The sequence below is a fragment of the Allobosea sp. TBD101 genome, assembly GCF_059817965.1.
Map to the genome: position 1 here is coordinate 1,090,608 of NZ_CM187543.1, position 17,565 is coordinate 1,108,172.

Genomic DNA, 17,565 nt, shown 5'->3' on the forward strand with positions numbered 1-17,565 from the left:
GGCCGCCACACCTCATTTCTTCAGGAAGGCCATGAAGGCGGCCATCGCCTCCGGCGACTTCAGGCGCTCGCCGAAATGGCGGGCTTCGGTCGCGATGGTCTCGGCCACGGCCTGGGCCGAGCCAAGCTTCAGCAGCATCTTGGTCAGGGCGAGCGATTCCGGCGGCAGCGCGGCAAGCGCCTTCGCCTTGGCGAGGCCGGCTTCCAGCGCCGTGCCGTCCTCGGCGACGGCGTTGACGAGGCCGGCTGCGGCAGCGGTCTCGGCATTGAAGGCCTCGCCCAGCATCAGCAGTTCCGCCGCCTTTTTCGAGCCGGCGACGAGCGGCAGCAGATAGCTCGATCCGCCTTCGGGGCAGAGACCGAGCGTGACGAAGGGCAGGCGGAAGGTCGCCGAGCGGGCGGCGAAGGCGAGGTCGCAATGCAGCAGCATCGTCGTGCCGATGCCGACCGCGAAGCCCTCGACCGCCGCGACGATCGGCTTCCTCGCGGTCGAGATCGCCTCGAGAAAATCGATGGCGACGCGCGGGCCTTCGCCCGCCGCGGCGGCCATGGCGAAATCCTTGATGTCGTTGCCGCTGGTGAAGGTGCCGCCGGCGCCCGTCAGCAGGATCGCGCGGATCGAGGCGTCGGCCTCGGCGGCGGCGATCGCGGCGATCAAGCCGGCATAGCTCGCGCGGTCGAGTGCGTTCTTGCGCTCCGGCCGGTTCATGGTGATCTGCACCACGCCGGCCGCGACGGTTTCGCTCAGCACTTCGCTCATCGGTCCGCTCCCTGATTGCCGTGCCGGGATCGCATGCGCCTTCGCCGGGGGTCAAGCGAGGCCGGATGCGCCTTTCGTTGCCGCCTGGCGCTTGACATCGCGCGGGCCGGATTCTCCCTTGCCTGCCGAGATCATCGCGCGTCCTGCTGGACGCGATAACGATGATCTATCAATTTGGCATCGCACCGGATTTTTCCGAAAAGTGGAATCCACTTTTCGGTCCGATGCTATAGCGCCTTCACTGCCTTGGCTTGCGAGTCGGGCGCAGGACAGGGATTGCGGAGACGTCGATGACGAAGGTTCAGCTCGAGGTGCGCGGCAAGGTCGCGATCGCCACCATCGACAATCCGCCAGTGAATGCGCTGGGCGCCGCCGTCCGCGAAGGGCTGGCGAGCGCTATCAAGCAGGCCAATGCCGATGCTGCCGTGGTCGCGATCGTGATCGCCTCCGCCGGCAAGGCCTTCATCGCGGGCGCCGATATCAGCGAGTTCGGCAAGCCGCCGGCCCCGCCCAACCTGCCGGATGTGCTCGACGCGATCGAGGGCTCGAACAAGCCGGTCGTCGCGGCGATCCAGGGCGTGGCGCTGGGCGGCGGGCTGGAGGTCGCGCTCGCCTGCCACGGGCGCGTCGCGCTGCCGGCGGCGAAGCTCGGCCTGCCCGAGATCAAGCTCGGGCTCATACCCGGCGCTGGCGGCACCCAGCGCCTGCCGCGTCTGATCGGGGCGGCCAAGGCCTTCCCGATGATGCTCTCGGGCGAGCCGATTTCGGCCGGCAAAGCACTCGAATACGGGCTCCTCGACGAGGTCGTCTCCAGCGATCTCGTGGCCGCCGCGATCCGGCTGGCCGAAGGGATGGCCGCGGAAGGGCGCCGCCCGGTCACGAGCGAGGCCACCGGCGAATTGACCGATACCGATCGCGACGCTTTCGAGGCCTTGGCCAAGGAGGCCGTGAAGAAGGCCGAGGGCATGCCGAACGTGCCGGCGCTGGTCGAGGCCGTGCGCGCAAGCTTTACGCTGCCTTTCGCGGAGGGCGCGGCGGTCGAGCGCAAGCTCTTCCTGTCGCTGCTCGTCGATGAGCGCTCGAAGGCGCTGCGCCATGTCTTCTTCGCCGAGCGCGAGATTGCGAAGGTGCCGGGTATCGGGCCCGAGGTGAAGCCGCACGAGATCGCCAGCGCCGCCGTGATCGGCGCCGGCACGATGGGCGGCGGCATCGCGATGTGCTTTGCCAATGCCGGCATCCCGGTGACCCTGATCGAGACGGCCAAGGCTGCGCTCGACAACGGCATCAACCGCATCGGCGCGATCTACGATATCTCGGTTTCCAGGGGGTCCCTGACGCCGGAGGCCAAGGCCGGCCGCATGGCGCTGATCAAGCCGGCGGTCGGCCTCGCGGCTGCAACGGGAGCCGATATCGTCGTCGAGGCGGCGTTCGAGGAAATGGGCGTCAAGCAGCAGATCTTCGGCGAGCTCGACAAGGTGGCGAAGCCCGGCGCGATCCTTGCCAGCAACACCTCCTATCTCGACGTGCCCACGATCGCGGCGGCGACGAAGCGCCCGCAGGACGTGATCGGCATGCATTTCTTCAGCCCGGCCAATGTCATGAAGCTCTTGGAGATCGTTCGCCCGAAGGGGGCGGCCGACGATGCGATTGCGACCGCCGTCGCGCTCGGTCGGAAGCTCGGCAAGGTTCCGGTCGTGGTCGGCAACGGCTTCGGGTTCGTCGGCAACCGCATGCTGGAGCAGCGCACCCGCGCTGCCGAGCGCTTGCTGGTCGCTGGCGCGTTGCCGCATGAGGTCGATGCTGCGCTGGTCGGCTTCGGCTTCAAGATGGGTCCCTTCGCCATGGCCGATCTCGCCGGCAACGATATCGGCTGGCGCTCGCGCAAGGCACGCGGCCTCAAGGCCGCCGTGGCCGATGCGGTCTGCGAGGCCGGCTGGTTCGGCCAGAAGACCGGGCGCGGCTACTATCTCTATCCGCAGGGCGCGCGCGCCGGACAGCGCTGCCCCGAGGTCGAGGCGCTGATCGCCCGTATCTCGGCCGAGCAGGGCGTGGCACGGCGCAGCTTCACGCAGGAGGACATCCTCGCCCGACTGCTCGACCCGATGGTCAATGAGGGCGCGCGCATCCTGGAAGAGGGTATCGCGGCGCGGCCGGGCGACATCGATATCGTCTGGATCAACGGCTATAACTGGCCGGCCTGGCGCGGCGGGCCGATGTTCTGGGCCGACAGTGTCGGGCTCGACGTCATCGTGAAGCGGCTGGAGGCGCAGGCTGCCGAGAGCGGCGACAAGGCGCTGGAGCCGGCGCCGCTACTCAGGCGTCTCGCGACTGAGGGCAAGGGTTTCGCCAGCCTGAAAGGGTAGAGGAAGCCCCATCCCCACGCGTCATTCCGGGCGGAGCGAAGCGGAGACCCGGAATCCATCATTGGGGCGCGGCTCCCTTCGATGGATTCCGGATCGGCGCCGCTGTTGCGGCTTGTCCGGAATGACGGCGCCTTTCCCTTTTCACGCAGCGCAAGCTAGTTTGGTTGCAGCGAAGTCATAGGGAGGGAGCCGCTTGGCTTCGGGTTTGTTCGCGCTGCTGGACGACGTTGCCGGCATCGCCAAGATCGCGGCGTCCTCCGTCGACGATGTCGTGGCGCAGGCCGGCAAGGCCGGGACGAAAGCTGCGGGCGTCGTCATCGACGACGCGGCGGTGACGCCGCGCTATGCCGTCGGTTTCACGGCGGCCCGCGAACTGCCGATTATCTGGCGGATCGCGCTGGGGTCGCTGCGCAACAAGCTCCTCATCCTGCTGCCGGGCGCGCTGATCCTTGCGCTGATCGCGCCCTGGGCGATCACGCCGCTCCTGATGGCGGGCGGCGTCTTCCTCTGCTTCGAAGGCGCCGAGAAGCTTCTCGAACTGGTCTTGCCGCATGGCGCCCATGGCGAAGGCAAGGCCGGTGAGGCGGTTGGCGATCCGACCGCGCTCGAGCAGCAGAAGATCGCTGGTGCGGTGAAGACGGATTTCATCCTGTCGGCCGAGATCATGGCGATCACGCTGGCAGGCGTTGCCGACCAGTCCTTCCGGATGAAGGCGGCGGTGCTCGCGATCGTCGGCATCGGCATCACCGTCGCGGTCTATGGCGTCGTCGCGCTGATCGTGAAGGCCGACGATGCCGGCATGGCGCTCGCCGCGAACCGGCGGCCAGCGGCGAGCCTGTTCGGCCTGCGGCGGTTGGAGCCGGGCGAGGCGGGGGCGCTCGACCGTGCGCTTTCGTGGCTGACGCAGCCTTTCGGACGTGGCCTCGTCGTCGCCATGCCGCATTTCCTCAATCTGCTCGGCGTGGTCGGCACGGCCGCGATGCTCTGGGTCGGCGGCGGCATCATCATCCACGGGCTGGAAGAATATGGCCTCAGCGGTCTCGGGCATGGCGTCCATGACCTCGCGGTCGCGGCAGGGCGCGCTTTGCCGGCAGCACTGGTCGGTGCCGGCGAATGGCTGGCCGGGGCGGCGCTCGCAGCCGTGTTCGGGGTGATCGTCGGCGGCCTCACCATCGTCGCGATGCACTGGCTGGTCGGGCCGGCGGTGAAGCTGTTCCGGAAGTATACAGCGGCGCAGACGGGCGCCTAGGCGCTGTTACCGCCTGATCGCAGCGACTTGGCACGACCACTGTCATTCCGGGGCACGCCGCAGGCGTGAACCCGGAACCCACGACTGGGTGAGCGGTTGGCTGTCAGGCGTCGACGGTTTAACCCCGTCGTGGGTTCCGGGTTCTTCGCTGTGCGAAGCCCCGGAATGACAAGCGTGGTTCCGACAAGGGAAAGCCCGGTCATGGCTGGCGCTTCCTGCCTTCCCTCAATCCAGCCAGGTCGTGAAGCCCTCGACCGGCTCGCGCTCGGGCACGAGGCGGTTGGCCGGGGCATCGGGATCGGCCTTGCCGATGGCGATGCCACAGACCACGACCTCGTCCTCGGGGATTGCGAGCTCGCGCCGCACGATCGGGTGGAACTGCGCGAAGATCGCCTGCGGGCAGGAATCGAGGCCATGGCCCTGGGCGGCGATCAGCAGGGTCTGGATGAACATGCCGAGATCGAGCCAGGAACCGATCTCCAGATCGCGGTCGATGGTCAGCATCAGCGCGACCGGCGCATCGAAGAATCGCAGGTTCGCGGCCGTCTGGCGCTTCATGCCCTCGGTATCGCCCTTGACCACGCCGAGCAGGCTGTAGAGGTCCCAGCCGACCTTGCGGCGGCGCGCCAGATAGGGCTCGCGGAACTGCGCGGGATAGTAGCGGTATTCCTCGACGCCGGGGCGCCCGCCGGCATCGAGCGCTGCGAGCAGCGCCGTCTCCAGCCGCGCCCGCGACTGAGGGCCGATCACCCGGAGTTTCCAGGGCTGCATGTTGGTGCCCGAGGGCGCCTGCGCGGCGAGATCGATCAGGCGGCGGACGAGAGCGGGCTCGACCGGATCGGGCCGGAAGGCGCGGATGGCGCGGCGCGCGCGGATCGCACGTTCGATGGCTTGGTCAGGCGTCATCTCGTCGATCATGCTCCGCGCCCCGATCCTTCACGGCGCGTGAGTCTGGCAGAGCCAACGGCTCGGCGCCATAGCTCAAGCCGGCAGGATGCGCCCGCGATTGAGGATGTTGCCGGGGTCGAGCGTCCGCTTCAGCGTCGTCATCAGCGCGAGCTCTGCATCCGAGCGACTCATGCCGAGATAGGGCCGCTTCAGCACGCCGACGCCGTGTTCGGCGGAGATGCTGCCCTGCTTCTCGCGGACCAGCTCGTAGACGATGTCTGCAAAGCCGGAGAGATCCCCCGTCTGGTCGTGGATCGAGAGATGCAGGTTGCTGTCGGCGAGATGGCCGAAGACGATGGGAATGGCCGTGTTGCTGCGGGCCTTGACCCGTTGGCGCAGCAAGGCGATCGCATCCGCCATCGCGCCCAGGGGGATGCTGACGTCGAAATGCACGCCGGTCGGCAGCTCGCGGTAGAACTCGTAATTCGCCTCGCGATAGGCCCAGAAGCGCTGCCGGTCGCGGCCTGATTGCGCGATCAGGGCATCGTCCAGCAGGCCTTCCTCCGCCAGCTCGGCAAGCGCTTCCGCGAAGGTTTCCTCGCCCGCGCTACCCGGACCCATCGCGGCCTCGATGACGAGCACGACTTCCGGCTGCTCGGCAAAAGGAGCGGGCAGGCCAACTTTTTCAATGGCGGCCGTCATGTATTCCGACCACATCGCCTCGAAGGCGAGCAGGCCGCCGCCGAGCCGGGCTTCGAGGCGGTTGAGCGCCGCGAGCGCATTGGCGACGCTGCCGGCGGCGCAGAGCGCGGTCTGCGTGCCGGTCACCGCCGGCTGCAGGGCGAGCAGCACGCGGGTGACGACGCCGAGCGTACCCTCGCTGCCGATGAAGAGCTGCGTCCAGTCATAGCCGGCATTGTTCTTCACCACCTTCTTGAGATGGCTGACGATGCGGCCGTCGGCCATCACCGCTTCGAGGCCGAGCACATTGCGCCGCGTCATGCCGTAGCGCAGCACCTGCACGCCGCCGGCATTGGTCGCGACATTGCCGCCGATGGTGCAGGTCCCGCGCGCACCGAGATCGACGCCATAGAGGAAGCCGGCGGCGGCGGCGTTCTCCTGCACGACCGCGAGCGGCGTGCCGGCGAGCACGGTCATCGTCCGCGTCACCGGGTCGATCTCCTCGACGCCGGTCATCTTCTCGAGCGAGAGCGCGATCTCGCCGGCTTGCGGCGCGGCGCCGCCGGCCAGGCCCGTCATGCCGCCCTGGACGACGACGGGCAGCGAGAACCGCGAGCAGACCGCCAGCACCGCGGCGACCTCCTCGGTTGTCCTGGGCATGACGAGGAGGGCCGGCAGGCGCTCTTTCGTCCTGGAGGCATCCTTGCGGTTGCGGGCGGGGATCGCCTCGCCGCTGCGCAGGCCGCCGGAGCCGACCACCTCCGCCAGCGCCGCGAGCGCGTCGTCGGGAATGGTCATGGCAGGCTCCGTCAGCTCGTCAGTCGGCTTTGCGTGCCGCCAGGAAGGCGGCGTGGTCCTTGACCAGATCACCGGCCAGCGCCTTGGCGATCAGGGCGCGGGTATTGGGCAGGCCGTAGATCGCGGCGAAGGAGCCGAAGCGCGGGCCTTGATCCTCACCGAACATCACCTGGTAGATCGCCTTCCACCAGTCGCCGGAGACGCCCGGACGCTCCGGCGTCGCGTTCTTGGCGGTGAGGTTCTGGTAGCGCGGGATGGCGCGGGCGACGTCCAGCGCCGTGTCCTGCACCATCTCCGGCGTCGGATCGGCCGGCAGCGCGGCCAAGGCGGCGTCGAGCTTGGTGAAGGCGTCACGCTCGACCTCGTCGGCCGGGCGATAGTTTTTCGCCGGCTTCACGAAATCGCGGAAATAGGCGATCGCGTAGCCGACCAGCGCGTCGAGGCGCGGATGGGTTTCCGGCGACATGCCCGGCGCATAGCGCTGGAGGAAGCCCCAGAGCACGGCCTTGTCCTCGGAATTCGCGACGGCCACGAGGTTCATCAGCAGGCCGAAGGTGACCTGCGTACGGACCGTGTTGTCGCCCTCGCCCGAGGCGATGACCTCCGGCGCCGGAGGATTGCCGGCATGGATGTGCCAGACCGGGTTGCCGAGGCGGTTCTTCCAGTCCTGCTTCTCGTAGCCGCCGAGGAACTGGAGGTATTCGTCGACCGCGCGCGGGATCACGTCGAAGTGGAGCTTTTTAGCCTCGCGCGGGCGCTGGAACATGTAGAGCGCCAGGCTCTCCGGCGGGCCATAGGTCAGCCAGTCCTCGATGGTCAGGCCGTTGCCCTTCGACTTCGAGATCTTCTGGCCCTGCTCGTCCAGGAAGAGCTCGTAGTTGAAGCCCTCCGGCGGCGTGCCGTCGAGCGCGCGCGCGATTTGCGAGGAGACCTTGACGGAGTCGATCAGGTCCTTGCCGGCCATCTCGTAGTCGATGCCGAGCGCGACCCAGCGCATCGCCCAGTCCGGCTTCCACTGTAGCTTCACATGGCCGCCGGTGACTGGCGAGACGAAGCGCTCCTTCGTGTCTGGATCGGTCCAGGCGATGGTGCCGGCCTCGACATCGACCTCGTCGATCGGCACCTGCATGACGATGCGCGTCTTCGGGTGGATCGGCAGGAAGGGCGAATAGGTCGCGGCCCGCTCCTCGCGCAGCGTCGGCAGCATGATCTTCATCATGGCGTCGTAGCGGGCGAGCATCTTGAGCAGCGTCGCGTCGAACTCGCCGGCACGGTACGAGTCGGTCGAGGACTTGAACTCGTAGTCGAAGCCGAAGCTGTCGAGGAAGGCGCAGAGCCGCGCGTTGTTGTGACGGCCGAACGAGTCATGCGTGCCGAACGGGTCCGGCACCTCGGTCAGCGGCTTGCCGATGTTGGCAGCGAGCAGTTCCTTGTTCGGCACGTTGTCCGGCACCTTGCGCAGGCCGTCCATGTCGTCGGAGAAGGCGACGAGCCGGGTCGGGATAGTGTTGCCGGTCAGCACCTGGAAGGCGTGGCGGACCATCGAGGTGCGCGCGACCTCGCCGAAGGTGCCGATATGCGGCAGGCCCGAGGGGCCATAGCCGGTTTCGAAGATCACCGATTTCTTGCCGGATTTCTCGATGCGGGCCACGAGCTTGCGCGCCTCCTCGAACGGCCAGGAGGCCGAACGCTGGGCGGCGTCAACGAGGGCTGCGTCGAAGGCGGGCATTTGGGCGGGTATCCTCTCCGCGTCTACGGCGTTGCGGACATCGCAACGGGCGTTGGGCTTTCGCAGATTGCGAAGGGCACAGTCAATGAAACTCTGTCGTCATTCCGGGCGGAGCGAAGCGAAGATCCGGAATCCATCGGAGGGGGCAGTGCTCTACGATGGATTCCGGATCGGCGCCGCTGACGCGGCTTGTCCGGAATGACGGCCTTCTGTTTTCGACGGTTGTCGTGCCCGCCGTGCGGGGTAGTCTGGGCGCTTTCGTATCTGACCACGCCTTTCGAAAGGATGCCCGTCTTGGACCGCGACCTGCTCGACAAGCTGACCGCCTGGCGACGACATCTCCACGCCCATCCCGAACTCGGGCGCCACGAGAAGATGACCAGTGCCTTCGTGCAGGAGAAGCTGACCGAGCTCGGCGTGCCCTTCGTCGCCAATGTCGGCGGCTACGGTGTGGTCGCTACGCTGACGAAGGGCGCCTCCGAGCGGACCGTTGGCCTGCGTGCCGACATGGACGCGCTGCCGATCCAGGAGGTCAACGATCTCCCCTACAAGTCCAAGACGCCGAATGTCATGCATGCCTGCGGTCATGACGGCCACACCACCTCGCTGCTCGGCGCGGCGGCGCTGCTCAAGGCCGATGACGGCTGGAGCGGCACGGTGCAGTTCGTCTTCCAGCCGGCGGAGGAAGGCACGGGCGGCGCGCTCGCCATGCTCGAGGACGGCGTGCTGGAGCGCTTCCCGATGGAGCGCGTCTTCGCGCTGCATAACTGGCCGGGGCTCGCGGCCGGCACCGTCGCGGTGCATCGCGGCCCGGTGATGTCCGAGCCCGGGCGCTTCAAGATCACGCTGACCGGCAAGGCCGGCCATGCGGCCCTGCCGGAGCAGACCCATGACCCGATCGTGGCGATGGGGCATCTGATCGTGGCGCTGCAGACGATCGTCTCACGCAATGTCGACCCGATGGAATCGGCGGTGGTCTCGATCGGCCAGGTCCATGGCGGGCTCGCCTCCAACCAGATTCCGACCAATGTCTTCATCGAGGGCACGTTCCGCACCTTCGTGCCGGCTGTGCGTGACCGCCTGCTCTCGCGTCTCAAGGGTATCGGCGAGAACATCGCCGCGACCTTCGAGATGACGGCAGCGGTCGAGTTCACCTATGGCGTCGCCACGATCAACACGCCGGCGGAAGAGGACATGGCCGCCGCCGCTGGCGAGGCCGCCGGACTGCCGGTTCGGCGCGACATGAAGGCCAGCACGACCGGCGAGGATTTCGCCTATTTCCTGGAGAAGCGTCCCGGCTGCTATATCTGGATGGGCAATGGCCCGTCGGTGAATGGCGGTGACCTGCACAATGATCGCTACAACTTCAACGACGAAATCCTGCCGGCGGCGTCCGGCTGGCTCGCGGCGGTGGCGAAGCAGGCGCTGGCCAGCAACGCGCCCTGATATCAGCCCGCTTTGTCATTCCGGGGCTTCGCGTAGCGAAGAGCCCGGAACCCACGACTGGGTGAGCGATCGGCAACCGGGCATCAGATGTTGCACCCAGTCATGGGTTCCGGGCTCACGCCTGCGGCGCGCCCCGGAATGACAAAGGTGTGGTTCGGTCAATACGGGCTGACCGGGAAGAAGCGCAGATAGAGGCGGGCATAGGTCCCGTCGTCCCAGAGGCCCTGCAGCGCGTAATCGATCGCGCGCTTCAGGGCGGGATCGTCCTTGCGCAGCAGGAAGGCAACGCCTTCGCCGAAATAGCGGCTTTCGAGATAGGGGCCTCCCGAGAAGGCGAACTCGCCGCCGCTGCCGGCGAGCGCCAGCGACAAGGCCCCCCCGTCGCCGAAGACATATTCCGCCTCACCGCTGCGGAGCGCGGCGATCGCGGCATTCAGATTGGCGCTCTCGCGGCGCTGCACGAAGGGCATGAGCCGTTCGAGGAAGGCCTGATGTGCCGTGCCGGAGACCACCGCGACGCGCCGTCCCTGAAGAGCCGTGCCGTCAAGCGCGGCGCGGGCATTGCCGCGCGTGGTGATGAAGCGGGCCGGAGCTCGGAAATAGAGATGGCTCGCGGCGAAGCGCTCGCGCAGGGCCGGCGTCAGGTTCATCGCCGCGGCGAGCACGTCGCCGCGGCCCTCGGCCAGCGAGTCGGCGAGCGTATCGAAGCGACGCGGCTGGATGGTGCAGGTCCAGGCCAGCTTCTCGCAAACGGCGCGGGCGAGCTCGACCGAGAAGCCGGTCAACGCCCCGTCCGGCCCGGCGAAATGGAAGGGCGGATAATCGTCATCGGCGAGGAAGCGCACGACGCGCGGCGGGCCGGGCTCCGGTCGGTCGAGCCGAATGCGCGGGTCCCAGAGATTGGGGATGGCGATGCGCGGCAGCTCCTGCGCCAGGCCCGTGGCGGCGATGAGGAGCGAGACTGCAAGAGTGAGCGCGCGAAGCATCGCGCCTATGTGGCGTGGGATGCGAACGCGGATCAAGGGGGCTTTGCGCCCGCATGCGGCCATGCTCGACGTCTTGGTCGGGCCTGTCCCGACCATCCACGTCTTCGCTGGTCGAAGGTCGTGTCCAAGACGTGGATGCTCGCCACAAGGGCGAGCATGACGCTAGACGTTCAGCCGAGGCTCGCTGCCGTCGCCTTCGCGCCCCGGTCGAGGAGCGAGGCAAGGTGAGCGGTCACCGGTTTTGTAAACCGAAGGTCGCCAGGCAGGTCGGTCCCGAAGATCGCCTCGATGCCGGTGAGGGCTTCGACCAAGACCTTGGCGTCGCGTCCGGCGGCCTCGGCGCGGCGCTTCAGCTCCGCGACAAGCGGGTCGCGGACGTCGATGGCAACGCCCTTCTCGTCGATGCCGGTGACGTAGCGCATCCAGGCGGCGACGCCGAGCGCGAGATGGTCGATTCCGGCGCCGGCCTTCAGGCGCTCGCGGATCGTGCCGAGCAGGCGCTGCGGCAGCTTCTGCGAACCGTCCATGGCGATCTGCCAGGTGCGGTGGCGGATCGCCGGATTCTGGAAGCGGATGAGCAGGGCCTTGGCATAATCCGAGAGCACGACGCCTTGCGGGGCCGGCACGGTCGGGATGATCTCGGCCCAAAGGCCCTCAAGGAAGCGGGCGAGGACGGGATCGCCGCTGGCCTCGGCGACCGTTTCGTGCCCGGCGAGATAGCCGAGATAGGCGAGCGAGGAATGGGCGCCGTTGAGCATGCGCAGCTTCATGAACTCGAAGGGCGCGACCTCGGAGACCATCTGGGCGCCGACGTCGTGCCAATCCGGGCGGCCGTTGGCGAAGACATCCTCGATCGCCCATTGCCGGAAGGGCTCGCCGATGACGGGGGCGGCATCCTCCACACCGATCAGCCGGGCGACTTCGGCGATATCGGCGTCGGTCGTGGCCGGCACGATGCGGTCGACCATCGTCGCCGGGAAGGCGCCATTGGCCTCGATCCAGGCGGCGAGCTTGTCATCGGTGAGCGCCGCGAAATCGCGGACGAGACCGCGCAGGACATGGCCGTTGGAGGGGAGGTTGTCGCAGCAGAGCGCGGTGAAGGGGCCCAAGCCCGCATCGCGGCGCGCCTTCAGCCCGGCGACGAGGATACCTACCGCCGAGCGCGGTGCCTCCGGATTGGCGAGGTCGTGGATGATATCGGGATGATCGGCCTTGAGCCTGCCGGTCGCGGGATCGTGGCAATAGCCCTTCTCGGTGACGGTGAGCGAGACGATGCGGGTCTCGGGTGCTGCCAGCCGGGCGATGAGCGCCGAGGGGCTCTCGGGCGCGACGAGCACGTCGAGCACCGAGCCGATCACGCGCAATTCCGGCCCGGTCGGGGCGAGCTTGAGCAGGGTATAGAGTCCGTCCTGCGGCTTCAGCCGGTCGCGTTGGTCCGGGCGCTGGAGGCTGGCACCGACGATGCCCCAGGCGCCGAAGGATTTCTCCAGGGCATCCTCGGTGTACTCGGCGAGGTGGCCGCGGGCGAAGGCGCCGAGGCCGAGATGGACGATGCCGGGCTTGAGGGCCGAGCGATCATAGGCCGGACGGCGGACCGAGGACGGCAGGCCGGCGAGCGTGGCAGCGGAGAGGCGGGTCACAGCTTGTAGGCCTCCTTGGCGAGGCGATAGGCGAGGTCATAGGCGACCTCGGCCGCCTCATCCTCCTCCAGCCGGTGCTCGGCAACGAGCTTGGCGAGATAGGCGCAGTCGACCCGGCGGGCGACGTCGTGACGGGCGGGAATCGAGAGATAGGCGCGGGTGTCGTCGTTGAAGCCGACGGTGTTGTAGAAGCCCGCCGTCTCGGTCGTCAGCTCGCGGAAGCGCAGCATCGCTTCGGGAGCATCGAGGAACCACCAGCCCGGCCCGAGCCGCAGCGCCGGGTAGTGTCCTGCGAGCGGAGCGAGCTCGCGCGAATAGGCGGTTTCGTCGAGGGTGAAGGCGATGACGGTGAGGCCCGGCTCGTTGCCCACAGCGTCGAGCAGCGGCTTCAGCGCTTCCACGTAATTGGTCTGCGTCGGGATATCGCAGCCCATGTCGCGGCCGAAATGCTCGAACAGCGCTGCGTTGTGGTTGCGGTGGGAGCCCGGATGGATCTGGAGAACCAGCTCGTCGTCGAGGCTCATCTTCGCCATCTCGGTCAGCATCTGGCCGCGGAACAGGTCGGCGTCCTTGGCCGAGACCTTGCCCTTGAGGATCTTGGCGTAGAGCTTTTCGGCGTCCGCATGCGAGAGATTGGCGGTGCGGGCCGTGGCGTGGCCATGATCGGAGGAGGTGGCGCCACGTTCCTTGAAATAGGCGCGCCGCTTGCGATGGGCCGCGAGATAGCCGGTCCAGGAACCGATGTCCTCGCCCGTCAGCTCGCCGAACTTTTCGAGATTGTCGGCGAAGCCCTCGAACTCCGGATCGACGACGCTGTCGGGGCGGTAGGCGGTGACGACCTTGCCGTCCCAGCCGGACTCACGGACCATGTCGTGCCAGCGGAGATCGTCGAGCGCGCCTTCGGTCGTGCTGATCGCCTCGATGTTGAAGCGCTTGAACAGGGCGCGGGGCCGAAGCTCCGGCTCTTCCAGCTTGGCGGCGATCTTATCGTAGATCTTGTCGGCATTCTCCGGCGTCAGGCGCTCGTTGATGCCGAAGACGCTTGAGGTGGCGTGCTCGAACCAGAGCCGCGTCGGCGTGCCCCGGAACAGGTGCCAATGGTCGGCGAAGAGCTTCCAGATCTTGCGTGGATCGGTCTCGACCGGCCCGCCATCCTTTCTGTTGATGCCGAGCTCTTCCAGCCGGACGCCCTGAGAATAGAGCATGCGGAAGATATAGTGGTCCGGCTTGACGAAGAGGGTCGCCGGATCGGGAAAGGCGTTGTCCTCGGCATACCAGCGCGGATCGGTGTGGCCGTGCGGCGAGATGATCGGCAGGTCGCGGACCGTGGCGAAGAGCCGGCGCGCGATGCCGCGCGTCACCGGATCGGCGGGAAAGAGGCGATCGTCGTGCAGCAGCATGGGCATCTCCATCGGTCGCACCGATCTCTAGAGCCGGCTGAGGCAGGGGTCAATCGTCTGGTATACTAGTGCGCCAGAAGCTCTTTCCTACCCAACGGGGATTGCGTTGGAAGCGGGCTTGCGTTTCCCGGGTTTCCCGCGTCATCCTCGCGCCGCAACGGCATCGGAGCGATGGATATGACGACGCGGCGTGAACTCCTGGCGGGGGCGGGATTGGCAGCGCTGGCGGCGCAGCTTCCCGTCGTCGCGCTGGCCCAGGCAAAGGACAGCGTGACCATCGCCCAGACGTTGGAACCGCCGACGCTGGACCCGACCTCCGGCGCCGCGCAGGCGATCCGCGAAGTCACGCTGCAGAACATCTTCGAGGGCCTGGTCAAGATCGACCGGACCGGCAAGCTGCAGCCCTGCCTTGCCGAGAGCTGGCAGATCGCCGACGACAATATCACCTATCGCTTCAAGCTGCGGCAGGGCGCGAAGTTCCACGACGACACACCCTTCACCGCCGAGCAGGTGAAGTTCTCGTTCGAGCGCGCGGTCGCACCCGATTCCACCAACGCCCAGCGCCAGCTCTTTACGCCGATCGCAGAGATCACGACGCCGGATCCGGCGACCGTGGTGATCAAGCTCAAGCAGCCGACGGCGAATTTCCTGTTCGGCCTCGCCTGGGGCGATGCGGTGATCGTGGCGCCGGCGACGGCCGCCAACAACAAGACCAATCCGGTCGGCACCGGCCCGTTCAAATTCGTGCGCTGGAACCGCGGCGACCGGCTCGAACTCGCCCGCAACGACAGCTATTGGGGTGAGAAGCCGGCGCTGGCCAAGGCGACTTTCCGCTTCATGTCCGATCCGCAGGCGCAGGTCGCGGCGCTCAGGGCGGGCGACGTCGACGCCCATACCAATCTCTCGGCGCCGGAGGCCGTGCCGCAGCTCAAGGCCGATGCCAAGCTCAAGGTCACGATCGGCGGCACCGAAGGCGAGACGGTGCTCGGCATCAACAATGCCAAGCCACCATTCGACAATCTGAAGGTGAGGCAGGCGATCGCCCATGCGCTCGACCGCAAGACCATCGCACTCGGCGTCTACGGTTTCGACGTCAATCTGATCGGCAGCCATTTCTCGCCGCTGCATCCGGCCTATGTCGACCTGACGGGCACCTACCCTTACGACCCCGCCAAGGCCAAGGCGCTGCTCAAGGAGGCCGGCTTCCCGAACGGCTTCAACTGCACGCTGAAGTTGCCGCCGCCATCCTATGCCCGCCGCTCCGGCGAGATCGTCGCGGCGCTGCTCTCGCAGGTCGGCATCAACGCGGCGATCGAGCCGCTGGAATTCCCGCAGTGGCTGGAGCGCGTCTTCCGCAACAAGGATTACGACCTCAGCATCATCGCGCATACCGAGCCGCTCGACATCGATATCTACGCGCGGGACGGCTATTACTTCCAGTACAAGGACCCGGACTTCAAGGCGCTGATCGCCAAGATCGCGGTGACGCTGCCGGAAGCCGAGCGCAACGAACTCTACAAGCAGGCGCAGCGCAAGCTGGCTCAGGATGCGGTCAACGGCTTCCTCTTCATCCTGCCCAAGATCACGGTGGCGAATGCCGCGCTTGAGGGCATGTGGACCGACTGGCCGCTGCCGGTGACGCCGCTGGCGGAACTGCGTTGGCGGTGAACCCAGCCTCATGGATTCAACCGGGTCATCCCGGGCGACCGCAGGGAGACCCGGGATCCATGCCTGAACCTTTCTCGGAATCGCTCCGGCATGGATCCCGGATCGGCGCGGCTTCGCCGCTTGTCCGGGATGACAAGGTGGGTAGGGGCAGGGTGTGATCGGCTACATCCTGCGCCGGCTCGTCGCGCTGGGCCTGACCCTGCTCGCGGCGGCGCTGGTGATCTTCGTCGTGCTCGAAATCCTGCCGGGCGATCCGGCAGCGGTGACGCTCGGGCTCAATGCCGCGCCCGAGGCGCTCGCCGCGCTCCGGGCCGAGATGGGGCTCGACAAGCCGGCGGTGCTGCGCTTCTTCATCTGGCTCGGCGGACTCGTCACCGGCGATCTCGGCCAGAGCTATACCTATCGCGTGCCGGTGCTGCAGCTCATCACCGAGCGCATGGCGGTGACCTTGCCGCTCGCGCTGATGGCGATCGCCTTGGCAACGGCGATTGGCATTCCGCTCGGCATGCTCGCGGCCTCGCGCCATGGCCGGCTGGCCGATACCGGCGTGATGGCCTTCGCGCAGGCCGGGCTGGCGATCCCGAATTTCTGGTTCGGCCTCTTGCTCGTGCTCGTCTTCGCGGTCGGGCTCGGCTGGCTGCCGGCCGGCGGTTTTCCGGGCTGGCAGGCGGGGATAGGCGTGTCGCTGAAAGCCCTCCTGATGCCGGCATTGGCGCTCGCCCTGCCGCAGGCCGCGATCATCGCGCGGGTGACGCGCTCCTCGATGCTCGACACGCTGCAGGAGGATTTCGTCCGCACCGCCCGCGCCAAGGGACTGAGCGAGGGCACGACGATGCGCCGGCACGCCCTGCGCAACGCGCTGATCCCGGTCGTCACCATCCTCGGCCTTCAATTCTCGGTGCTGATCGCCGGCGCGATCATCATCGAGAACGTCTTCGCGCTGCCGGGGCTGGGGCGGCTCGTCTTCCAGGCCATCGCCCAGCACGACCTGATCGTGGTCAAGGACCTCGTCATGCTCTTCGCGGGGCTGGCGATCCTGATCAATTTCGCGGTCGAACTGCTCTATGGGCTGATCGACCCGCGCCTGAGGCAATCATGAGCGCGGTTCAGGACAAGGCTTCGGGCGGCAAGAGGCACTGGTGGCTTGCGCCTTCCTTTGTGATCGGCGTGGTGCTGGCTGCGCTCGTCATCGCGGCAGCGCTGGTTTCCTATGTCTGGACGCCCTACCAGCCGACGCAGATGATGATCCTGAACCGGCTGAAGGGGCCGTCCGCCGTGAACTGGTTCGGCACCGACCAGTTCGGCCGCGACGTCTTCTCGATGATCATGGTCGGCGCGCGCAATTCGCTCGCGGTTGGGCTCGGCGCGGTCGGCATCGGCATGGTCGTCGGGACGGCGTTGGGACTCGCGGCTTCCGTCCGGCGCGACGGCCTTCTCGACCATGCGATCATGCGCACGGCCGATTTCACGCACGCCTTCCCGGCCGTGCTGACCGCGATCATGATGACCGCGATCGTCGGCCCCGGCATGCTCAACGCGATCGTCGCCATCGCCGTTCTGAACCTGCCCTATTTCGCGCGTCTGGCGCGCGGCGCGGCCCTGCAGGTCTGGGCGCAGGACTTCATTCAGGCGGCGCGGGCGGCGGGGCTCAACAACCGGCAGATCACGCTGCGCCATGTCCTGCCCAACATCGCCGGCATCCTGGTGGTGCAGGCGACGATCCAGTTCGCGCTCGCGGTGCTGGCCGAGGCGGGGCTGTCCTATCTCGGGCTCGGCACGCAGCCGCCGAACCCGTCCTGGGGGCGGATGCTCAACGAGGCACAGACCTTCATGGCGGTGCAGCCCTGGCTCGCGATCTTTCCGGGCGCCGCTATCGCGCTGACCGTGCTGGGCTTCAATCTGCTCGGTGACGGCTTGCGCGATGCCGTCGATCCGCGCCTGCGCCGCAGCCGGTAAGG

Annotated in this window: 13 protein-coding genes; 6 read left to right on the forward strand and 7 right to left on the reverse strand. The window is 67.5% G+C overall.

From position 1 onward, the window contains the following. Positions 1-12: 12 nt before the first annotated feature. Entirely contained in the window at positions 13-759 is a 747-nt protein-coding gene (locus tag AC6RIC_RS05140; protein ID WP_499735375.1) for an enoyl-CoA hydratase-related protein, read from the reverse strand. A gap of 290 nt (positions 760-1,049) precedes the next feature. On the opposite strand from AC6RIC_RS05140, the gene AC6RIC_RS05145 reads away from it, so the two are divergent. Then, positions 1,050-3,122, forward strand: coding sequence for a 3-hydroxyacyl-CoA dehydrogenase NAD-binding domain-containing protein (locus tag AC6RIC_RS05145; RefSeq protein ID WP_499735376.1), 2,073 nt, complete (start codon positions 1,050-1,052; stop codon positions 3,120-3,122). 193 nt (positions 3,123-3,315) lie between these two features. Further along, positions 3,316-4,371 carry a DUF808 domain-containing protein gene (locus AC6RIC_RS05150; protein ID WP_499735377.1) on the forward strand — a complete coding sequence of 352 codons (1,056 nt, stop codon included), beginning with the start codon at positions 3,316-3,318 and terminating at the stop codon, positions 4,369-4,371. 225 nt (positions 4,372-4,596) lie between these two features. Here the strand turns inward: AC6RIC_RS05150 and AC6RIC_RS05155 are convergent, their stop codons facing one another. From AC6RIC_RS05155 to AC6RIC_RS05165, 3 genes are all read right to left on the reverse strand, one after another. Beyond that, positions 4,597-5,277, reverse strand: coding sequence for a nitroreductase (locus AC6RIC_RS05155; RefSeq protein WP_454655241.1), 681 nt, complete (start codon positions 5,275-5,277; stop codon positions 4,597-4,599). Between the two features lie 75 nt (positions 5,278-5,352). Beyond that, entirely contained in the window at positions 5,353-6,738 is a 1,386-nt protein-coding gene (locus AC6RIC_RS05160) for an FAD-binding oxidoreductase (protein WP_499735378.1), read from the reverse strand. Positions 6,739-6,757: 19 nt separating this feature from the next. After that, the gene (locus AC6RIC_RS05165; protein WP_499735379.1) at positions 6,758-8,467 is read right to left on the reverse strand and encodes a lysine--tRNA ligase; all 1,710 of its coding nucleotides are present in this window, start codon (positions 8,465-8,467) and stop codon (positions 6,758-6,760) included. A 294-nt stretch (positions 8,468-8,761) separates the two neighbouring features. Here AC6RIC_RS05165 and AC6RIC_RS05170 point away from each other — a divergent pair, with 294 nt between their 5' ends. Further along, positions 8,762-9,913: an amidohydrolase gene (locus AC6RIC_RS05170; RefSeq protein WP_499735380.1), complete on the forward strand. Its 1,152-nt coding sequence runs from the start codon at positions 8,762-8,764 to the stop codon at positions 9,911-9,913. Between the two features lie 158 nt (positions 9,914-10,071). On the opposite strand, the gene AC6RIC_RS05175 is transcribed toward AC6RIC_RS05170, so the two are convergent. From AC6RIC_RS05175 to uxaC, 3 genes are all read right to left on the reverse strand, one after another. Next, complete coding sequence (locus tag AC6RIC_RS05175; RefSeq protein WP_499735381.1) at positions 10,072-10,899, reverse strand: transporter substrate-binding domain-containing protein; 828 nt, start codon at positions 10,897-10,899, stop codon at positions 10,072-10,074. Positions 10,900-11,069: 170 nt separating this feature from the next. Next, entirely contained in the window at positions 11,070-12,539 is a 1,470-nt protein-coding gene (locus AC6RIC_RS05180) for a mannitol dehydrogenase family protein (protein ID WP_499735382.1), read from the reverse strand. Further along, positions 12,536-13,939 carry a glucuronate isomerase gene (gene uxaC / locus AC6RIC_RS05185; protein WP_499735383.1) on the reverse strand — a complete coding sequence of 468 codons (1,404 nt, stop codon included), beginning with the start codon at positions 13,937-13,939 and terminating at the stop codon, positions 12,536-12,538. Before uxaC ends, AC6RIC_RS05180 begins: the two co-directional genes overlap by 4 nt. A gap of 177 nt (positions 13,940-14,116) precedes the next feature. Here uxaC and AC6RIC_RS05190 point away from each other — a divergent pair, with 177 nt between their 5' ends. From AC6RIC_RS05190 to AC6RIC_RS05200, 3 genes are all read left to right on the forward strand, one after another. Next, positions 14,117-15,607 carry an ABC transporter substrate-binding protein gene (locus AC6RIC_RS05190; RefSeq protein WP_499735384.1) on the forward strand — a complete coding sequence of 497 codons (1,491 nt, stop codon included), beginning with the start codon at positions 14,117-14,119 and terminating at the stop codon, positions 15,605-15,607. Between the two features lie 154 nt (positions 15,608-15,761). Then, positions 15,762-16,706, forward strand: coding sequence for an ABC transporter permease (locus AC6RIC_RS05195; protein WP_499735385.1), 945 nt, complete (start codon positions 15,762-15,764; stop codon positions 16,704-16,706). Next, complete coding sequence (locus tag AC6RIC_RS05200; RefSeq protein ID WP_499735386.1) at positions 16,703-17,563, forward strand: ABC transporter permease; 861 nt, start codon at positions 16,703-16,705, stop codon at positions 17,561-17,563. Before AC6RIC_RS05195 ends, AC6RIC_RS05200 begins: the two co-directional genes overlap by 4 nt. Positions 17,564-17,565: the final 2 nt, after the last annotated feature.